We start from the raw sequence: 19,537 nt of genomic DNA on the forward strand, positions 1-19,537 counted from the left end.
ACGGACCAGGCTGATGACGCTTGAAAGGAGCATCCGCTGATGAACGAGAACCCCCGGGGCGCAGACGACGCCGACGACACGACGCGTGGACCCCACGACGGCGAGGCGGCCCGAGACGACTCGACGGGCCGCGACGGCTCGACCGCCGGCGGCGACGAGGTGACGTACGGGGCCCCTCGGCTCCCCGACGGCGGCTCCGCCCCCGACGGAGACCCGGTACCGGGCAGCTACTCCGCGCCCGCCAGCTACTCCGCCCCGGGTAGCTACTCGGCGCCCGGCAGCTACTCCGCGCCCGGCAGCTACTCCGCCCCTGGCAGTTACTCGGCGCCCGGCAGCTACTCGGCGCCCGGTTACCCCGAGCAGCCCTACGGCGGTCAGTCGTCCTACGGCGCCCAGCAGCCCGCTGCGGGCCAGCAGGGTTATGGATCACCCCAGGCCTACGGGGCCCAGCAGGCCTATGGAGCCCAGCAGGCCTACGGGGCCCAGCAGAACGACGGGAACCAGCACGGCTACGCCGGGCAGGGCGGGAACGCGCAGGCCGGTACCGACGGCACCCCCACGCAGCAGTACGGGCACCACGGTGCGTACGCCGCGCAGAACCCCTACGACACGAGCACCTGGCAGGCTCCGGCACCCGCGCAGAAGACCAAGAGGAACCGCGGGGTCGGTGTGCTGGCGGCGACGCTGGCCGTCGGACTCGTCGCGGGCGGTGCCCTGGGCGGGGTGATCGGCGGATCGGTGGCCGATGGAGGCGCGGGCACGTCGACCGCGGCCGGACCGTCGCGGGACCTGACCGTCAACGACTACGACGACGCCACCGTGGTGACGGCCGTCGCGGCGAAGGCCACGAAGTCGGTCGTGACGATCAACGTCGCGTCGGGCTCCTCCGGCGGAACGGGTTCGGGGGTCATCCTCTCCGACGACGGGTACATCGTGACCAACACGCACGTCGTCACCCTCGACGGGGCGAGCGCGTCCGGCTCCGTCAGCGTGACGATGAGCGACGGCAGCATCCTGCCCGCGGAGGTCGTCGGGCTCGATCCCGTCGTCGACCTCGCCGTCCTGAAGGTCGACGCGACCGGTCTGACCCCCATCGAGTTCGCGGACTCCTCGAAGCTCAACGTCGGCGACACCGCCGTCGCGATCGGTGCGCCCCTCGGGCTCTCGAACACGGTCACCGACGGCATCGTCTCGACGCTCAACCGCAGCATCACGGTGCAGTCGTCCGCGGCTCCGTCCGACGGGTCCGACCAGGGAGACTCGAACGACAACAACGGCCAGGGCCCGTTCTCGTTCAACAACGGCGACGGTGCTCAGCAGACTCCGGCGAGCAGCGTCATCTCGCTGCCGGTCATCCAGACGGACGCCTCGATCAACCCGGGCAACTCGGGCGGTGCGCTCCTCGACTCCGACGGCGAGCTGATCGGGCTGAACGTCGCCATCGCGAGCTCGGGCGAGTCCTCCGGCAGCATCGGCGTCGGATTCTCGATCCCGTCGAATCTGGTGAAGCGCGTGGCGGGTGAGATCCGCGACTCCGGTTCCGCCTCGCACGGTCTGCTCGGTGCCAGCGTCGACGACGCGACGAGCGACTCGGCCGCCACGCAGGTCGGGGCGCTCATCGTCCAGATCAGCCAAGGAGGCGCGGCCCAGTCGGCCGGGCTCCGTCAAGGCGACGTCGTGACCGAGTTCAACGGCGTCCCGATCAGCGACCGCACCGATCTGACCGCGCAGGTGCGATTCCTGGCAGGGGGCAGCGACGCCGAGCTGACCTACGTCCGAGACGGGCAGGAGGGCACCGCGAAGGTGTCCCTCGACACTCTCACCACCTAGTAGCAGCAGGGTCTCCTCCTGAGGGCGGGTCGTGGCGCATGTCGCCGCGGCCCGCCCATCGCTGTTGATAGGCTCGCTGTCGATCGTCGGGGCATCCGACACGACCCACCGCGCCCTGAGCGCCGCGAGAACCCGAGGCCCGACCGACATGACACCGCTCGAGACTCCTCTGCCGGGTGTCTCGTACGTCATGCCCGTGCTGAACGAGGAGCGCGACATCCGCTCCGCCGTCGAGAGTCTCATCGCGCAGGACTACCAGGGCCCTTTCGAGATCCTCCTGGCCCTCGGGCCGAGCGTCGACCGGACGAACGACGTCGTGGCCGAGATGTCGGCGGCCGACCCGCGCATCCGCAGTCTGGCCAACCCGGTCGGCTCGACGCCGGCCGGTCTCAATGTGGCGATCCGCGCCTCCGTCCATCCGGTGACCGTCCGCGTCGACGCGCATTCGGTGCTGCCGACCGATTACACCCGTCTCGCCGTCGCGGCCCTGCAGCGCAGCGGCGCCGACAACGTGGGCGGGATCATGAAGGCCGAGGGGCGCACCCCCTTCGAGAAGGCGGTGGCGCGGGCGTACGGCAGCCGCGTCGGGCTCGGAGGCACGCCCCACCACGTCGGCGGAGTCGAGGGGCCGACCGAGACCGCGTACCTCGGCGTGTTCCTGCGCTCTCGCCTGATCGAGGTGGGGCTCTTCGACGAGGGCATCAAGCGCGGTCAGGACTGGGAGCTCAACCGCAGGTTGCGCGCGACCGGCGGCACCGTCTGGTTCACCCCCGACCTCGTGGTCACGTACCGACCGCGTCCGAGCATCCGGAAGCTCGTCCGGCAGTTCGTCGCCACCGGTCTCTGGCGCGGCGAACTGGCGCGCCGGTTCCCCAAGGCCAACACCATCCGCTACCTGGTGCCGCCGGTGATGGTGATCAGCGTGCTGCTCGGTCTGCTGCTCGGTCTCGTGGGTCTCGCGGCCGCGGTCGTGGGCAGTCCCATCGCCTGGGCATCGCTCGGCCTCGCGGCACCCGGCGTCTACCTGCTGTTCGTCGTCGCCGCCGCCGTGCTGGCGGCGCGAGGCGAGAGCGTGCGGACCAGGTTGTGGTTTCTCGTAGTCTTGCCTTCCATCCACTTCGGCTGGGGCTTCGGATTCGTCTTCGGTTTCTCGAGCCTGACGAAGAACATCACCGCACACACCGGAAGATAGGCGATCCGATGACCGCCCCGCCCACGAGACCCTCGTCGATCGCCGAACTGCGTCGGGTCGCCCAGCCGCCCGAGGTCCGCAGCAGAGCGAACGCCGAGCACTGGACGGCGTCGCTCTACCTCCGCGACCTGTCGCCGTACCTCACCTGGATGCTGCTCAAGACGAGCGTCACGGCGAACGGCGTCACCGGGCTCATGATCCTCACCGGGTGGGCCACCGCCGCCGCGCTCCTCGTCCCGGGTGTCGGGGGCGCCGCTCTGGCGCTCGTGCTCGGGCAGCTGCAGATGCTGGTCGACTGCAGCGACGGCGAGGTCGCCCGGTGGCGGCGGACCAGCTCGCCGGCGGGTGTGTTCCTCGACAAGGTGGGTCATTACTCCACCGAGGCCCTCATCCCCGTCGCCCTCGGCATCCGTGCGGCCGGGTACCCCTTCGACGCTCCCGGCGACTACCTGTGGACCACGCTCGGCTTCGCCCTGGCCCTCGTCATCGTGCTGAACAAGGCGCTGAACGACATGGTCCACGTCGCACGGGCCCACGCCGGCCTGACCCGACTCGAAGACAAACGGGGTGGAGTGAGCGCGCCCAGCAGCCGCCTCCTCTCGCGCCTGCGCGGCGCCGCCCGCTTCCTGCCGTTCCATCGTCTGTACCACTCCGTCGAGCTGACCATGCTCGCCTTCGCGGTGTCCCTCGTCGGGTTGGTCGTCGGCCAGCCGATCGCCAACCGGGTGCTCCTCTCGGCGCTCGTGCCGCTGGCGCTGCTCGCCCTCGTCGGGCACTTCGTCGCGATCATGGCGTCGAAGCGGGTGCGCTCCTGACCGGGTCGGGGCTGCCGCGCGTCGGAGTCGTCAGTCTCACGCAGGGGAGGCGTCCGGTCGAGCTCGAGGCGGGTCTGGCGAGTCTGCTCGCTCAGGAGGGCGTCGAGCTCGACATCGTCTGCGTCGGCAACGGGAGCGGCCCCGGCGACGTCCCGTCGGGCGTGCGCACCCTCGAGCTGGGCGAGAATGTGGGCATCCCCGCGGGTCGGAACCGCGGCGCCGACGTCGTGACCGGCGAGTACGTGTTCTTCCTCGACGACGACGCGTCGTTGCCGTCGACCCGCTTCCTGGCCGACGCGGTCGCGATCCTCGAGAGCGATCGGGGCATCGGCCTGCTGCAGCCCCGGGTGATGGACGCCCACGGGGCGGCCAACCCGCGCCGATGGATCCCTCGACTGCGGAAGGGCGATCCCCGCACCTCGGGCGACGTCTTCTCGGTCTGGGAGGGCGCGACGCTCCTGCCCCGCGACGTCTTCGACGCCTGCGACGGATGGGGAGAGCCCTACTTCTACGCGCACGAGGGCATCGAGCTCGCCTGGAGGGTCTGGGCCCAGGGGCGCCGAGCGCACTACGAGGGCGGTCTCGTGGCCCATCACCCCGCCATCGATCCGACCCGCCATGGCGAGTACTACCGCCTGAACGCCCGCAATCGGGTCTGGCTCGCCAAGCGCAACCTGCCATGGCCCCTCGTCCCCGTCTACGTGGCGTCGTGGACGGCCGTCCAGCTGCTGCGCTGGGGGCGGACGCCGTCGAAGCTGAAGCCGTGGTTCGCCGGCTGGGCCGAGGGGTGGCGCACCCGCCCCGGCGGCCGTCGGTCCATCGGTTGGGTAACGGTCGGGCGGATGACGAGGGCTGGTCGACCGCCGGTCATCTAGCCTGGAACGACGGCGGAGATGTTCCTCCGTCGCGCTTCGAACGGAGATCGATCCTGTGGCACTGACCCGTGACCTCACGCTCGCCTGGAGTCTCGTCGGGCGACTCGCGAAGTCCCGTCGCAGCCGCCGAGCACTCGAACGGACCGACGCAGCAGGGCGGGCCCCGCTCGACGGCACGGTGCGGGTGGCCGTCTACTTCGCCGACACGTCCGTGAACATGTACCAGATCCGCCAGTGGTACGGCCCCCTGGCGCATCTGAACGAGCGCTATCCCGTCGCCATCGTGGCGCGGTCTCCCGGTGCCGCGGTCGAGCTGCTCGCCGAGTCGCCGGTGCCCGTGGTCTACGCCCGTCAGGTCGCCGACCTCGAGACGTTCATCGCCTCCCAGCCCCTCGCACTCACGCTCTACGTGAACCAGAACGCGAAGAACTTCCAGATGATGCGCTACGGCCGCATGTGGCACGTCTTCGTGAATCACGGCGAGAGCGACAAGATGTACATGACGACGAACCAGTTCAAGGCCTACGACTACGCCTTCGTCGCCGGCGACGCCGCACTCGACCGGCTCTCCGCCAAACTCTGGGACTACGACCTCGAGAAGCGCGCCGTGCCGATCGGCCGCCCCCAGGCCGACCACGTGGCCGGTGTCGTGCCGTTCGAGGCCGACGGCAGGACCGTCGTGCTGTACGCCCCGACCTGGGAGGGCGATCGGTCGTCGGCCGCCTACGGCTCGATCGCGACGCACGGAGTCGACCTCGTGTCGGCTCTGATCTCGACCGGCCGTCATCGGATCGTCTACCGGCCCCACCCTCGGAGCGGAGTGGTCGACCGCGACTACCGGCGGGCGCACGAGACCATCGTGAAGGCGATCTCCTTGGCGAATCTCGCCGATCCATCGGCGCAGCACGTCTACGACTCGGGGTCCGAGCTCGGCTGGCAGCTCGTCGTGGCCGACGTCGCCATCACCGACATCTCGGCCATGGTGTACGACCGGCTGGCGACCGGCAAGCCCCTCGTCGTGACGCGCCCCGTGTCGCCCGATGCGGACGTCGACGAGCGGGGGTATCTCGGCGACGCGGAATGGCTCACGGCGGCCGGTGCCGGTGACGTCGCCGAGCTCGTCGATCGCGTGCAGGCGGATCCGGAGGCGCGGGGCAGGCTGGATCACTGGGTCACCCATCACTTCGGCGACACGACGCCCGGCATGGCGACGCAGCGATTCGAGGCCGCGGTCGCCCGTCTCGTCGCGCTTCGGGACGAGTACGCGACGACGCATCCCGTCGACGCCGACTCCATCCGCCCCGCGCAGGACGACCCTGACGGCGACATCGACTCCTGATCACGGGAACGAGTCGTCAGGCGCCATTTACCTGTGGATGAATGCATGATGTATTCAGCATCTGGATAGAGATCGCTGCATCGCGTATCCATGAGGTATGCCTGAGCCGACGTCGACCGCCGCCCGCATCTTCGGAGACCGAGTCCGGGAGGAACGCCAGAGGCTGGGACTCACTCAAGACGAGTTGGCGCACCTGGCGGGCATGAACGTCTCGAACTACGGCAAGATCGAGCGCGGGATCGGCAACCCCGTGCTCCACACGATCGTGAGACTGGCCGTGGTGGTCGGTGTGGACCCTTCGGTGCTGGTCAGTGGGATGACCGCGGAGCACCTCCCGCCCGTGCTCGAGACCTTCACGGCTGCCGACTACGTGAAGGAGCGCACCGCGCGGCGCACGAGCTGAACCCGGGGTCGGCGATCAGAAGCTGAATCGCCAGAGAAACTCCTCTCGCGTCGGCCGGAACCAGCGGACCACTGCGATGGAGTTCTGCGTGAGCTCGGAGGCGATGACGCTGACCGACAGGGCGTCGCCGGGATCGAGCCTGTTCGTGGCGACGGGGACGAGCAACCCGCACCCGAGGAGGGTGACCCTGATGCCGAGGACGGGCTCGTCCGCCACGTTGACGAGACGATGGACTCTCGGCGCCTTCGACCGATCGACGTGGAAGGGGACTGCGTAGGCGGTGGCTGTACTGGTCATGGCCCCACGGTAAGGAGCGCGACCGACGTCAGCCCCTCCAGCCTGTGGACGACGTCCTCCTGTGGAGGGTCACGCTGGGCCAGCGCCGAGACGACGGGAGCGGACGGCCCCGAGTGGTCTCAGGCGTCGAAGTCGGCTGCGAAGAACTGCGGCGCAGGGCCGAAGGCGTCGCGTGCGCTCATGACGACCTTCCGGCCGAGGAGGTGGTTGCCCGTGCCGCCCACCACGGCGCCGATGCCGAACGGGACGGCACGCCCGATCACCGTGGCGGTCTGCGATGCGGCGAACCGACGGACGAACGATCTGCGGACCGAGTCGGTGAGACCGCTGATGGCGGCCTTGGGCAGCTTCTGCGTGACGAGCTCGCCCCAGAAGGCGGATCGCGCCGGCGCCGTCCCGAGTGCCTCGCCGGCGAACTGACGGACCAGGCTCGCCCCGGGAGCCCCCATCATCATCGCCATGACGAGTGCGCGGGCCCGGTCGGGATCGGTGACGGCGATGCCGTGCACCTCGGTGACGGACTGGGCGAAGAGGGCGCTGGCTTCGAGGAACCCCGCGGTCTCGACCCCCGACAACGCCAACGAGACGCCCCAGCCGACACCCGGGATGACGGCGCTCGCGCCCACCGCCGCGCCGCCGGTCGTGACGGCGGTCAGGTACTCGCGCTCGAGGATCCGGATGAGCTTCTCGGGGGTCGCCTTCTTGTGACGACGACGCAGTGTCCGGACGTGCCGCACGACGACGGGTCGCTGGATGGCCAGGAGACGATCGAGGCGCTGGAGCCACGGCGAGTCGGCGAACACCTCGCCGGATTCGTCGCGACCCGACTCGACCTCCGTCCCCTGGGTGGGGAGGACAGGGACGACGGGGGTCGCGGGGGACGAGGGATCGTGCTTCGGGCGCATCGCTCGACCTTACGCCGCGGGCCGGGGAGGATGATCCGAGTTGTAACGGGACAGGGCTTCTGCGAGGGGGCCGTCGAAGACCAGTGCGCCCTTGTCGAGATAGAGCCCGCGGGTGCAGAACCGCGTGAGGTCGCGCTCGTTGTGCGAGACGAGGAAGAGCGTCCGCCCGGCGGCCAGCATCTCCTCGATGCGGCGGTAGCACTTCTCACGGAAGGCCTTGTCTCCGACGGCCAGCACCTCGTCGACGAGGATGACGGGCTCCTCGAGTCGGGAGATGACCGCGAAGGCGATGCGTACCTTCATGCCGCTCGACAGGTGCTTGTAGGGGGTGTCCACGAAGGCGGCGATCTCGGCGAAGTCGATGATCTCGTCGAACCGCGCGTCGATCTCCGCACGGGTCATGCCGTGCAGCCCGGCCGTCAGGTAGACGTTGTCGCGCACAGTCAGGTCGGCGACGAAGCCTCCGGTGATCTCGATCAGGGGTGCGACACCGACCGCGACCGCGACCGTCCCCGTGTCGGGCAGGATCACTTCGGCGACCAGCTTCAGGAGGGTCGACTTGCCTTGGCCGTTCCGGCCCACGACGCCGATGGCCTCGCCGGCGTGCACGTCGAAGGAGACGTCTCTCAGAGCCCAGAACTCGCCGGGACGGGACCGGCGGCTGCTGTCGGCGAACAGGTCCTTGAAGGAGCGACGACCGCGGCGGTTGCGCCGGAATCGTATTCCGACTCCCTCGACGCGGATGACGGGATCGCCGGGTTGTCGAGTCGCGCTGGGGGTGGGCATCTCAGATCTCCTTCAGGACTGCGCGCTCGCTCGCCCGGAAGACGGCCAGGCCGATGCCGAGGATGAGGATGCTCATGCCGGCCCCGACGAGCACCTCGAGCAGGTCCAGCTGGTCGGGGAAGAACGCCGAGCGGTACAAGCCGAATATGCCGCTCAGCGGATTGAAGGCCGCGAGGAGGTGGAGGCTCTCGGGGAGGTTCTGAGTCCCGTAGATGATCGGCGAGGCGTAGAAGAGGAACCGGAGCGCCAGTTTCGTGGCCCTCTCGAGATCGCGGAAGAAGACGACGAGCGGGGCGACGATGAGGCCGACACCGGTGACCAGGATCGCTTGCATCACGATGGCCAGGGGGAAGTAGACCACCTGCCAGTGCAGCTCGGCCTTGGCCACGATGGCGAACAGGGCGAGGACCGGCAGGCTCAGGAGGAACTCGATCCCCTTCGAGGCGACGAGCCTGTTCACCCAGATGGTGCGAGGGATCTTGGTCGATCGGACGAGCTTGGACTCGCGGATGAACGCCCTCGTGCTGTCGGAGACCGCTCCGTTGAACCACATCCAGGCCAGGAGCCCGCTGAGCAGGAAGACGATGTAGGGGTCTTCTCCGACGTCGCGCTCGAAGACGACCGTGAAGACGAAGTAGTAGATGCCGGCCATGACCAGAGGATCGAGGATCGACCAGACGTAACCGAGAGCCGAGGTGGAGTAGCGGACACGGAGGTCACGGGTGGTCAACAGCCACAACGTCTGCCGATACCGCGTGAAGGCAGTGCGCGGCGGACGTTCGATCATGGCTTGGCTCACGGGTGTCCTTCGTCGATCAGGACACCGACCTCAGACCTGCGTCGGTCAGACGAAGAGGTTCGCGCGCTCCAGGTCTTCGGCGAAGTCGACCTCGACGGCGTAGAGGTCGGAGATGTCCACGGGCTCAAAGAGTAGCCCGTTCTGCTCGATCGCCAGTTCGATGCCTCGCTCGAAGTAGTCCTGGTTGTCGACCTTGTTCAGCTGACGCATCAGGACGGCCTTATCGGCACGGGAGACGTAGTTGATGCCGACGGCCTCGCCGAGACCGCCGACGACCTGCTTCGAGAGCTGGGCGATGAAGCCCTCGGCGTCGGTCGTGTACTTGACCTCCTCGTCGGAGACCTTCGAGGTGTTGACGGTGACGAACGACTGATCGGCGCGGACCTGGCGTGCGGCGCGGCGGAGCGCCTCGGGGTCGAAGACGACGTCGCCGTTCATCCAGAGGACACCGCCGGAGGCGCTGGCCCGGAGGGCGCGCAGCAGGCTCTTGGACGTGTTGGTCTGGTCGTACTGCTCGTTGTAGACGAACGCGGCCGAGGGGAACGCCTCGACGATGTGCTCGAACTTGTAGCCGACGACGACGGTGATCCGCGCCTCGGGGCCGAAGGCCTCGTGGATGTTGTCGAACTGCTGACGCATGATCGTGCGACCGTCGTTGAGTTCGGTGAGCGCCTTGGGCAGCGAACGGCCGAGGCGGCTTCCGAGGCCGGCGGCCAGGATGACGACCTGCTGGGGTGCTGTCGAGTCGGTTCTGCTCACGTCTTGTCTCCTCACAGGGGCGAGGTCGGGCGAGCCGACTCTCTGGGCGACCCGGCGGAGGATCCCGGCCGTCTCTGGCTCGGGTCCGTCTCGTGTTCGAGCGGTGTTCACCGCGGGGTCTCGATCTGGACACGTCGTTGTGCCTGGGGAGTCTATCGCGGGGGGCGCTTCTGGCGGTAGTGTCCGCACCCTCTTCGTTTCCCATTCGTGATGCGCCCCGGAAGGCCATCCCGGCCCACGCGCGTTGGTACGGTTGACCGATGGCTGTGACGACGGACGACGAACAGGGCGACGAGCGCGCCGACGACTCGCCCCGTTCGGGCGACGCGGACGGGGGCCGGACGGACGGCACGACGGGGACTGCGATTCAGGGGGACGACATGGACGGCGACGGCATCGAGACCGGCCGCGGGGGCGACGAAGCGGTGGCGCCGACGCCGACCGTCCGTGCGGGTGGCCGCGCTCCGCGTCGCCCCACGACGCCGCGCTCCGCGGCCGATCGTTCGGCCGCCGCGAAGAAGGCGGCCGCGACCCGGGCTGCGAACGCCCGCGCACGGGCCGCCGAGGCGGCCGCCCGCGCCGCCGCCGCAGAGGAGCTCGCCGCACGCGAGGCTGCAGCAGCTCAGGCGCAGGACGACGCGACGACCGCCGCGGACGACGACGTCGCCGGCGATGCGGCGGAGCTCGTCGTCGAGACGGACGAGACCGTGGAGGCCGACCAGACCACGGACACCGGCGAGACCACGGACACCGGCGAGACCACGGACACCGTGGAGTCCGACGGGACCTCGGGCACGGGCGAGGTCGACGAGGCGCATCGCACCGACGAGACCGTCGAGGCCTCCGAAGACGAGGCCTCCGAAGACGACGAGACGACTGCGGCGCCGGCCGACGCCGAGCCCGACGTCGACACTCAGGGAGCTGCGACCGGGTCCGAGTCCGACGTCGACACGGTCGTCGCCGTCGACGAGACCGATGCGCAGGAGGCCCCCGTCGTCGACGAGACGACCCCCGCCTCCTCGGAGGCCGTCGAGGCGCCGGTCGTCCTGTCGATCTCGGGTCTCGTCAAGCGCTACGGCGCCACGACCGCCGTCGACGGCATCGATCTCGAGGTGCGAGCGGGCTCGTTCTACGGCATCGTCGGCCCGAACGGGGCCGGCAAGACCACGACTCTCTCGATCGTCACCGGTCTGCTGCGCCCCGACGAGGGCAGCGTCAGCGTGCTCGGCAGCGACGTCTGGTCCGATCCGGCCGCAGCGAAGCGCGCCCTCGGCGTGCTGCCCGACAGGCTCCGACTCTTCGACCGTCTGACGGGGGCCCAGCTCCTCTACTACTCGGCCACTCTGCGGGGGCTCGACGGCTCGACCGCGCGGAAGCGCACATCGGACCTCGCCACGGCCTTCGGCCTGCAGGACGCTCTCGGGCGACTGGTCAGCGACTACTCGGTCGGCATGACGAAGAAGCTCGCCATCGCAGCCGCCATCATCCACTCGCCGCGGGTGCTCGTCCTCGACGAGCCCTTCGAGTCGGTCGACCCGGTGTCGGCGCAGACCGTGACCGACGTGCTGCAGCGCTACGTGGCGGGCGGGGGCACCGTCGTGCTCTCGAGCCACAGCATGGATCTGGTCGAGCGCATCTGCGACAGCGTCGCCGTCATCGTCGACGGTCATGTGCTGGCCAGCGGGACGGTCGACGAGGTCCGGGCCGGGCGCTCACTCGAGCAGACGTTCGTCGAACTGGCCGGCGGCCGGGCCGTCACGGAGGGCATGGAATGGTTGCAGAGCTTCTCCGACTGAGGCTCCAGACGATCGCCAACACGGTGCGCTTCGGTCCGCGTGCTCTGCTCGCCGCCGTCGTCTCGGTCCTCGTCGTCCTCCTCTCGTCCTCCGCTCTCTCGGCTCTGGCCGGCGGGCTCCGCGGGTCGTCGCTCGACGACGTCCGCGCTCTCGTCGTGGGTGGCGGCTCGCTGCTCCTCCTGGGCTACTTCGTCGTGCCCTTCGCGCGGGTGCGGCCGCCGTGGGCCGATCCCCGCCGACTCGCGCTCGTCGGCACGCCCGAGCCGGCGGCCGCGGCCGGTCTGGCGCTCGGCGCCCTGGTCGGGCTGCCCGTCTTCGCGCTCGTCGTGCTGGCGCCCGGGTACGTCCGTGCGTGGGAGGGCAGCGGGGCGTCGGCGTCCGTCGCCGTCGTGGCCGCCGTCGCGGCAGGTGCGACGGCGTTCCTCCTGTCGCTGGTCTCCTCGACGCTCAACACCGTCTTGCTCACCTCGCGCCGGTCGCGGCAGTTCCTCCTGGGTGGGGGAGTGCTCGTCGCTGTTCTCGTCGTGCCGTTGATCGTCGACCTGGTGCGCGCCTCCTGGACGGGCTCCGCGCCCACCGGCGTGCTGGCCGGCGTGCTCGCCTGGACGCCGTTCGGCGCAGCGCTCGCGCTGCCGGGGCACGCGGCCGAGGGTGATACGGCACGGGTCGTCCTCGATGCGCTCATCGCGGCGGCTTCGCTGGCCGGACTCTGGTGGGCCTGGCGGGCGCTCGTCGCCCGGGCCTTCGTCGATCGGCCGGAACCCGAGCTCGTCGACGACACGAGCGGTCTCGGCTGGTTCGAGTTCGTCCCGGCCACGCCGATCGGCGCGGTGGCCGCCCGGAGCCTGACGTACTGGATGCGCGACGCGCGTTACCGGATGTCCCTCGTCGTCATCCCGATCATCCCGCTGCTCGTGATCCCGCTGGGCATCGCGGGCGTGAGCTGGAACTGGCTGGCGCTCGTCCCGGTGCCGTTGATGTGCCTGATCGTCGGGTTCCTGCCGCACAACGACGTCGCCTACGACAGCACGGCGCTGTGGCTGCACGTGGCCGCCGACACGAAGGGGTCGTCCGACCGGATCGGTCGACTCGCGCCGCCCCTCCTCATCGGCATCCCTCTCGTCGTCGTCGGCTCCGCCGTCGCGGTCTGGGCCTTCGGCGACTGGCGCGCCCTCTGGTCGGAGATCGGGATCGGGTCCGCCCTTCTGCTCAGCGGACTCGGCCTCTCCAGCGTCATGTCGGCGGCCATGCCCTACGCGACCGTGCGACCGCACGACGATCCGTTCCAGCAGCCCCAGTCGAGCGGCTCGTCGTCGGTGCTCGCCCAGACGCTGATGATCGGCGGGGCGCTCGTCTCGGCCGTCCCCGCGCTCTACTTCGCGGCGCTCGACCTCCTCGGCGGCGACACGTCGGCGGGTCCGTGGTCGATGGTGTCGGGTATCGCGGTGGGTCTGGTCGTGCTGATCGTCGGGGTCGTCGTCGGCTCCCGTGTGTTCACGAGGCGCGCGCCCGAGCTGCTGGCCTCCGCTCTCCGCAGCTGACGGTGCGATCCGGGGGCAGCCCCTCGACGCGGGCGCGGCTCGGCGTCGTACCATGGTCGGCATGAGCAACACGGAAACCGGCGGCGGCCTCGACGTGCTCGATCGCGAGCTCGAGAAGCTCCTCACCGAGGAGAACATCGACCCGGGCGATCACGAGCGCTTCTCGCACTACGTCAAGAAAGACAAGATCATGGAGTCCGCCTTGAGCGGCAAGCCCGTCAAGGCGCTCTGCGGCAAGAAGTGGACTCCCGGTCGCGACCCGGAGAAGTTCCCCGTCTGCCCGACGTGCCGCGACATCTACGAGAAGATGACGAAAGAGTAGAACCACGCGCCTCCTGGTCGAGACGTCGGAGCGCAGGCCTGCTCAGGCGTAGACGGTCGGGATGACGGGTTCGCCGCGACCCAGGCGGAACGCGCCGGCCGGCAGCTCGGCTACCGCTGCACGCCTGTGCTCGCGTGCTCGCTGGACGCCGGCGTGACCCATGAAGCCCTCGTCGACGATTCCGCCGGTGACCAGTGGCACGAGCAGAGCGCGCTCGCCCTCGGCTGTCTCGTGCTCGCCGACCCGGATGAGCTCCGTCGTCGCGACGCCGTCGGACAGCACCCGCACAGGAGCCTTCCGTCCGCCGACGCTCGCCTTGTCGGCCGACTTCTTGGCGACGGAGAGCCACGCGCCGTCGCCGCCCCGGCGGGCGACGAGCTTGTAGACCATCCCCGCGGCCGGGTGCCCGGACCCGGAGACCACCGACGTGCCGACTCCGTAGCTGTCGACGGGTGCGGCACGCAGGGCGGCGATCGTGTACTCGTCGAGGTCGTTGGTGACCGTGATGCGGGTGCCGGTGGCCCCGAGGCCGTCGAGCTGACGACGCACCTGCGCCACGAGCGAGGGCAGGTCGCCGCTGTCGATGCGCACGGCGCCGAGGCCCGTGCCCGCGACCTCGACGGCGGTGCGGACCGCCTTCTCGATGTCGTAGGTGTCGACGAGCAGAGTCGTGCCCGAGCCGAGGGTGGCGACCTGCGCTCGGAAGGCCTCCTCCTCGCTGTCGTGCAGCAGGGTGAAGGCGTGCGCGGCCGTGCCCATGGTGGGCACGCCCCACGTCCGACCGGCCTCGAGGTTGCTCGTGGCGCCGAAGCCCGCGATGTAGGCGGCTCGCGCGGCGGCCACGGCGCTCCGCTCGCCGGTGCGTCGCGAGCCCATCTCGGCGAGGGGGCGACCATCGGCGGCGGCCACCATCCGCGCTGCGGCGCCGGCCACCGCCGAGTCGTAGTTGAAGACGCTGAGGGCGAGAGTCTCGAGCAGGACCCCCTCGGCGAAGGTCGATTCGACGACCAGGATCGGCGAGCCGGGCAGATACACCTCGCCCTCGGCGTAGCCGTGCACGTCGCCCGAGAACCGGTAGTCGGCGAGCCAGTCGATCGTGGCGCCGTCGACGATGCGCTCGTCGCGGAGCCAGGACAGCTCGGCGTCGCCGAAGCGGAAGCGGGTCAGCTCGTCGAGGAACCTGCCCGTCCCGGCCACGACGCCGTAGCGGCGCCCCTCGGGGAGGCGACGGGCGAACACCTCGAAGACGCTGTCGCGGTGGGCGGTGCCGGCGCGGAGCGCGGCCTCGACCATCGTCAGCTCGTACCGGTCGGTCAGCAGTGCACTGGTCACGGTCTCAGCCTAGGCCGCACGGGCCGGCCGGGCCGCGCGAGCCGGCCGGGCCGCGCGAGCCGGGCGGACCGCGCGGGCCGGGTAGGCTGGGCGACCGTGACGGACGCACCCATCGGAGTCTTCGACAGCGGGGTCGGGGGGCTCACGGTCTCCCGGGCCATCATCGACCAGCTGCCCCGCGAGTCCATCCTCTACGTCGGCGACACCGTCCACTCGCCCTACGGGCCGAAGCCGATCGCGACGGTGCGCGAGTACGCCCTCGCCGTCATGGACGACCTCGTCGAGCAGGGCGTCAAGCTGCTGGTCATCGCCTGCAACACCGCGTCGGCCGCCGTCCTCCGAGACGCTCGTGAGCGCTACACGATCGGCCGGGGCATCCCGGTCGTCGAGGTCATCCAGCCCGCCGTCCGGTCGGCGGTCAAGCAGACCAGGGCGAGACGCATCGGCGTGATCGGCACCGAGGGGACCATCAACTCGCGCGCCTACGAGGACGCCTTCGCGGCGGCGGCCGACCTCGAGCTCTTCACCCGGGCGTGCCCCCGGTTCGTCGAGTTCGTCGAGGCGGGCGACACATCGAGCGCAGAGCTGCGGGCCGTCGCCGAGCAGTACCTCGCTCCGCTGCGCGACGCCCGGGTCGACACCCTCGTGCTCGGCTGCACCCACTACCCCCTGATGTCCGCGGCCATCCAGTACGTCATGGGGCCTGACGTCCATCTGGTCTCGAGCGCCGATGAGACGGCCGCCGACGTCTACCGCACCCTCGTCGACCACGACCTCGAGGCCCCTGCGGGCAGCGTGCCCCGCTACGAGTTCGAGGCGACCGGCGACGACCAGGGGTCGTTCCTCCGTCTGGCAAAGCGCTTCCTGGGGCCCGAGATATCCCGGGTCGGCCATCTCGAGACCGGCGCGATCGACCTCCCCCCACGACCTTCCCACACGACCGAGCAGGGGCCGAGCACCGGCCCGAGGAGAAAAGCATGAGCGACGACACGACCACCAGCACCAGCACGACCGTCCGCGCCGACGGCCGACGGGTCGACGACCTCCGCACCGTCACCATCGAGAAGGGCTGGAGCTCGCAGGCCGAGGGCAGTGCGCTCGTGTCGTTCGGCGACACCAAGGTGCTCTGCACCGCGTCGTTCACGAACGGCGTCCCCCGGTGGCTCACGGGCAAGGGCAAGGGCTGGGTGACCGCCGAGTACTCGATGCTGCCGCGGGCCACCAACTCGCGCAACGACCGCGAGAGCGTCAAGGGCAAGATCGGCGGTCGCACCCACGAGATCTCCCGTCTGATCGGTCGCAGCCTGCGCGCGGTCGTCGACACGAAGGCCCTCGGCGAAAACACGATCGTGCTCGACTGCGACGTGCTGCAGGCCGACGGCGGCACCCGCACCGCGGCGATCACGGGCGCCTACGTGGCGCTCGCGCAGGCCATCGAATGGGGTCGCGAGAAGAAGTTCATCGCGCAGAAGGCCTCGCCCCTGACCGACAGCGTCTCGGCCGTGTCCGTCGGCATCATCGACGGCGAGCCGATGCTCGATCTCGCCTACGTCGAGGACGTCCGAGCCGAGACCGACATGAACGTCGTGGTCACGGGCAGCGGTCTCTTCGTCGAGGTGCAGGGCACGGCCGAGGGCGCGCCCTTCGACCGTCGCGAGCTGGGCGAGCTGCTCGACCTCGCCGTCGCGGGCGCCGCCGATCTCACGCGCATCCAGCTCGAGGTGCTCGGCAAGTGACGAAGGTCGTCATCGCGACGCACAACCAGGGCAAGGTGGCCGAGCTCCGGCTGCTCCTGGCCGAGACGGCGCCGGGCGTCGAGCTGGTCGCCTACGACGGACCGGAGCCCGTCGAAGACGGCGACACCTTCGTGGCCAACGCGCTGATCAAGGCGCGGGCCGCCGCCGAGCACACGGGGCTCCCCGCGCTCGCCGACGACAGCGGCATCTCGGCCGCCGCCCTCGACGGCGCGCCGGGCATCCACTCGGCGCGCTACGCAGGCACCCGAGACGCCGACGACAACATCGACAAGCTGCTCCGCGAGGTCTCGGCCCACGACGACCGCTCCGTCTGGTTCTCCTGCGCGGCCGCACTCGTCGTGCCCGGCGACGAGGCGTCCGAGCACGTCGAGTCGGGCGAATGGCGGGGGACCCTGCTGGAGGCGCGGGTCGGCTCGAACGGACACGGCTACGATCCGGTCTTCCGCCCCGAGGGCGAGACCCGGAGCGCGGCCGAGCTGACGACCGACGAGAAGAACGCGGTCAGTCACCGCGCGAGGGCGTTCCGGGCGATCGCGCCCTACGTGGCGGCGCTCGCGGACTGAGTCGGCCCGCGCCTCCTCGGTGTCAGCTCTGGCGAGGCGTGCCCGAGACCTCGGATGCTCCGGACAGGTCGACGTCGTCGGATCCTCCGGCCGGCCCGGCCTTCTTCGCCTGGTGCACGCCGTGGAGGTAGTGGATCGCGATCGGGACGACGGTGGCCAGCACGGCGCCGAGCAGGATCAGATCGATGTACGAGCTGACGAAGTCCGCGATCGGGGGGATGTGCCCGATGCCGAAGCCCAGCAGGGTGATGCCCATTCCCCAGACGGCCGCCCCGATCGCGTTGAAGAGCGAGTAGCGGCGATAGCTCATGTGACCGACGCCCGCCATGATGGGCGCGAAGGTGCGGACGACCGGCACGAACCGCGCGATGATGACGGCCATCGGACCGAACCGCTCGAAGAAGGCGTTCGTGCGGTTCACGTTCGCGACGCTGAAGAGACCGCTCTCCTTCCGCTCGAAGATGCGGGGGCCGACCTTGTGGCCGATCAGATAGCCGAGCTCGCCCCCCGCGAAGGCGGCGATGCTGACGAAGATCGCGATCAGCCAGATCGGCATGCCGAGGGCGCCCGGGTTCGTCGCCGCCAGGATGCCCGTGATGATCAGCAGGGTGTCGCCCGGGAACAGGAACCCGATGAGCAGTCCGGTCTCGGCGAAGACCAGGACGCAGACGCCGAGCACGGCCCACGGGCCGAACGCCGAGAGGAGGTACTCGGGGTCGAGCCAGGGGATGGAGACGAGGGGCAGCATCGGGTTGTTCTCCGGTCGGGTCGAGTGCGGGAGAAGGGACTTGAACCCTCACGCTCGAAAGCACAGGAACCTAAATCCTGCGTGTCTGCCAATTCCACCACTCCCGCGGCAGGGTCAGTGTATCGAGCCGGTCGGGCGGAATGCGATCGCCTGCCGGCACCGGACGGGCAGGAGGCGCTACCTCTGCGAGCGGGGGACGTGCGGCGAGTAGCGGGGCACGTAGCGCACGAGGATCCCCGCCCCGATCAGCCCGAGCACGCCCATCACGCCGCTGGCCACCGAGATCGAGACGAGGGCCGTCACTGCCGAGATCAGCAGGGGCGCACCGGCGCTGCCCGCGTCGCCCGTGAAGCGCCAGGCGCCGAGGAACGGCGCGGGGTCGCGCTCGTCGGCGAGATCCGCGCCGAGGGTCATGAGGATGCCGCTGCCCACCCCGTTGGCGAGCGACATGAAGACCGCGACGGCGACGAACCACCCCACCCGGGTGTCGAGGTCGTGGGTCAGCGAGAGGGCCAGGTAGGAGGCGCCCAGGCCCACCATGCAGGGCACGGCGCTCCAGAGACGGCCGAAGCGGTCCATGATCTGACCGCTCGTGTAGAAGAGCGCGAAGTCGACCGCACCCGCGACGCCGATGATGATCGCCGTCTCGGACGCCCCGAGTCCGATGCTGACGGCCCACAGGGGGAGCATGACCTGCCTGCCGGAGCGCATGGCCCCGATCAGCGCCGCACCGCTGCCGAGCTTGACCAGCACCCCGCGGTGTCTCCAGAGCGTCGCGAAGAGCCCCTGGCGCTCGAGGGCGACGAGATCGGGTTCGTCGGACACCCGACGCGCGGCGGGGCGCTCGCCGAACGAGGCAGCCGGGTCGCGCAGGACGAGCAGCGACACGGCCGCCCCGAGGCAGCCGACGATGTGCACCACGAAAGCGGATTGCACGCTGCCGGTCAGCTCGATCACCCCCGCCGAGAGGAACGGCCCCACGAAGTAGCCCAGCCGGAAGACGCCGCCGAGACTCGACAGGGCGCGGGCGCGGATGGCGATGGGCACGAAGCTCGTCATGAACGCGTGCCGAGCCAGCGCGAACACCGCGGTCGCCAGGCCGATCACGAGCACGCCGATCGCCAGGACGACCTCGTTCGGGGCGAGGAGGCAGGTCACCAGCCCGCCGATGCTGACCAGGGAGGCGCCGATCATGCTGCTGCGCTCGCCGACCCGCGAGACCAGCCATCCGCTCGGGATGTCGCCGATCAGCTCGCCCACGAGGATGAGCGCCGCGACGAACGCGGCGAACGGCAGGGAGGCGCCGAGTCCGCTCGCGACGACGGGGATGATCGGGATGATGGCGCCCTCGCCGATCGCGAACAGGGCCGCGGGGAGGAAGGCGGCCAGAGCCACCGACCGCATGCTGAAGTCGGGCGCGGAGTCGGTCATGTCGTCGGCCAGACTAGCTCCGCCCCGGCGGGGGCCCGTCCGCTGCG

20 protein-coding genes and 1 tRNA gene are annotated in these 19,537 nt (G+C 70.2%); 12 read left to right on the forward strand and 9 right to left on the reverse strand.

All coding sequences use genetic code 11. The features are described from left to right. Positions 1-39 precede the first annotated feature (39 nt). From ACZZY9_RS13420 to ACZZY9_RS13445, 6 genes are all read left to right on the forward strand, one after another. Complete coding sequence (locus tag ACZZY9_RS13420) at positions 40-1,830, forward strand: S1C family serine protease (protein ID WP_463464451.1); 1,791 nt, start codon at positions 40-42, stop codon at positions 1,828-1,830. Between the two features lie 148 nt (positions 1,831-1,978). Then, positions 1,979-3,022: a glycosyltransferase family 2 protein gene (locus tag ACZZY9_RS13425; RefSeq protein WP_463464452.1), complete on the forward strand. Its 1,044-nt coding sequence runs from the start codon at positions 1,979-1,981 to the stop codon at positions 3,020-3,022. 8 nt (positions 3,023-3,030) lie between these two features. Beyond that, positions 3,031-3,837, forward strand: a complete 807-nt coding sequence (locus ACZZY9_RS13430; RefSeq protein ID WP_463464453.1) for a CDP-alcohol phosphatidyltransferase family protein — start codon at positions 3,031-3,033, stop codon at positions 3,835-3,837. Then, positions 3,834-4,712, forward strand: a complete 879-nt coding sequence (locus tag ACZZY9_RS13435; RefSeq protein ID WP_463464685.1) for a glycosyltransferase family 2 protein — start codon at positions 3,834-3,836, stop codon at positions 4,710-4,712. Before ACZZY9_RS13430 ends, ACZZY9_RS13435 begins: the two co-directional genes overlap by 4 nt. 55 nt (positions 4,713-4,767) lie before the next feature. Then, the gene (locus ACZZY9_RS13440; RefSeq protein ID WP_463464454.1) at positions 4,768-6,051 is read left to right on the forward strand and encodes a CDP-glycerol glycerophosphotransferase family protein; all 1,284 of its coding nucleotides are present in this window, start codon (positions 4,768-4,770) and stop codon (positions 6,049-6,051) included. Positions 6,052-6,148: 97 nt separating this feature from the next. Next, positions 6,149-6,454, forward strand: a complete 306-nt coding sequence (locus ACZZY9_RS13445; RefSeq protein WP_463464455.1) for a helix-turn-helix domain-containing protein — start codon at positions 6,149-6,151, stop codon at positions 6,452-6,454. Between the two features lie 15 nt (positions 6,455-6,469). On the opposite strand, the gene ACZZY9_RS13450 is transcribed toward ACZZY9_RS13445, so the two are convergent. The 5 genes from ACZZY9_RS13450 to ACZZY9_RS13470 form a co-directional block, all read right to left on the reverse strand. Then, complete coding sequence (locus tag ACZZY9_RS13450) at positions 6,470-6,751, reverse strand: hypothetical protein (RefSeq protein ID WP_192059814.1); 282 nt, start codon at positions 6,749-6,751, stop codon at positions 6,470-6,472. Positions 6,752-6,870: 119 nt separating this feature from the next. Beyond that, a complete protein-coding gene (locus tag ACZZY9_RS13455) occupies positions 6,871-7,656 on the reverse strand; it encodes a hypothetical protein (protein WP_463464456.1) in 786 nt (261 codons plus the stop codon). Positions 7,657-7,665: 9 nt separating this feature from the next. Then, entirely contained in the window at positions 7,666-8,442 is a 777-nt protein-coding gene (locus ACZZY9_RS13460; protein ID WP_463464457.1) for an ABC transporter ATP-binding protein, read from the reverse strand. 1 nt (position 8,443) lies between these two features. Further along, on the reverse strand, positions 8,444-9,229 hold the full coding sequence (locus tag ACZZY9_RS13465; RefSeq protein ID WP_463464686.1) for an ABC transporter permease: 786 nt from the start codon (positions 9,227-9,229) through the stop codon (positions 8,444-8,446). Positions 9,230-9,286: 57 nt separating this feature from the next. Next, positions 9,287-10,000: a phosphocholine cytidylyltransferase family protein gene (locus ACZZY9_RS13470; protein ID WP_463464458.1), complete on the reverse strand. Its 714-nt coding sequence runs from the start codon at positions 9,998-10,000 to the stop codon at positions 9,287-9,289. Positions 10,001-10,260: 260 nt separating this feature from the next. Here ACZZY9_RS13470 and ACZZY9_RS13475 point away from each other — a divergent pair, with 260 nt between their 5' ends. The 3 genes from ACZZY9_RS13475 to ACZZY9_RS13485 all read left to right on the forward strand — a co-directional run bounded on the left by ACZZY9_RS13475 (position 10,261) and on the right by ACZZY9_RS13485 (position 13,659). Beyond that, positions 10,261-11,796: an ABC transporter ATP-binding protein gene (locus ACZZY9_RS13475; RefSeq protein WP_463464459.1), complete on the forward strand. Its 1,536-nt coding sequence runs from the start codon at positions 10,261-10,263 to the stop codon at positions 11,794-11,796. Continuing rightward, positions 11,772-13,337: an ABC transporter permease gene (locus ACZZY9_RS13480; protein WP_463464460.1), complete on the forward strand. Its 1,566-nt coding sequence runs from the start codon at positions 11,772-11,774 to the stop codon at positions 13,335-13,337. The genes ACZZY9_RS13475 and ACZZY9_RS13480 overlap by 25 nt, the downstream gene beginning before the upstream one ends. Positions 13,338-13,398: 61 nt before the next feature. Continuing rightward, complete coding sequence (locus ACZZY9_RS13485) at positions 13,399-13,659, forward strand: DUF3039 domain-containing protein (RefSeq protein ID WP_463464461.1); 261 nt, start codon at positions 13,399-13,401, stop codon at positions 13,657-13,659. A 42-nt stretch (positions 13,660-13,701) separates the two neighbouring features. Here ACZZY9_RS13485 and ACZZY9_RS13490 read toward each other — a convergent pair whose 3' ends face one another. After that, on the reverse strand, positions 13,702-14,991 hold the full coding sequence (locus tag ACZZY9_RS13490; protein WP_463464462.1) for a nicotinate phosphoribosyltransferase: 1,290 nt from the start codon (positions 14,989-14,991) through the stop codon (positions 13,702-13,704). 96 nt (positions 14,992-15,087) lie between these two features. Between ACZZY9_RS13490 and murI the strand changes: the two genes are divergently transcribed. The 3 genes from murI to rdgB are packed head-to-tail and all read left to right on the forward strand — an operon-like array spanning position 15,088 to position 17,311. Further along, positions 15,088-15,972, forward strand: a complete 885-nt coding sequence (murI, locus tag ACZZY9_RS13495) for a glutamate racemase (RefSeq protein ID WP_463464463.1) — start codon at positions 15,088-15,090, stop codon at positions 15,970-15,972. Further along, positions 15,969-16,727 carry a ribonuclease PH gene (gene rph / locus ACZZY9_RS13500; protein WP_463464464.1) on the forward strand — a complete coding sequence of 253 codons (759 nt, stop codon included), beginning with the start codon at positions 15,969-15,971 and terminating at the stop codon, positions 16,725-16,727. The genes murI and rph overlap by 4 nt, the downstream gene beginning before the upstream one ends. Then, positions 16,724-17,311: an RdgB/HAM1 family non-canonical purine NTP pyrophosphatase gene (gene rdgB, locus ACZZY9_RS13505; RefSeq protein WP_463464465.1), complete on the forward strand. Its 588-nt coding sequence runs from the start codon at positions 16,724-16,726 to the stop codon at positions 17,309-17,311. Before rph ends, rdgB begins: the two co-directional genes overlap by 4 nt. A gap of 22 nt (positions 17,312-17,333) precedes the next feature. Here rdgB and ACZZY9_RS13510 read toward each other — a convergent pair whose 3' ends face one another. From ACZZY9_RS13510 to ACZZY9_RS13520, 3 genes are all read right to left on the reverse strand, one after another. Continuing rightward, entirely contained in the window at positions 17,334-18,059 is a 726-nt protein-coding gene (locus ACZZY9_RS13510; RefSeq protein WP_463464466.1) for a DedA family protein, read from the reverse strand. Between the two features lie 25 nt (positions 18,060-18,084). Beyond that, positions 18,085-18,166: transfer RNA gene (locus tag ACZZY9_RS13515), tRNA-Leu, on the reverse strand. A 70-nt stretch (positions 18,167-18,236) separates the two neighbouring features. Further along, a complete protein-coding gene (locus ACZZY9_RS13520) occupies positions 18,237-19,490 on the reverse strand; it encodes an MFS transporter (protein WP_463464467.1) in 1,254 nt (417 codons plus the stop codon). Positions 19,491-19,537 lie beyond the last annotated feature (47 nt).

It is taken from the genome of Frigoribacterium sp. AC394, from assembly GCF_979258095.1.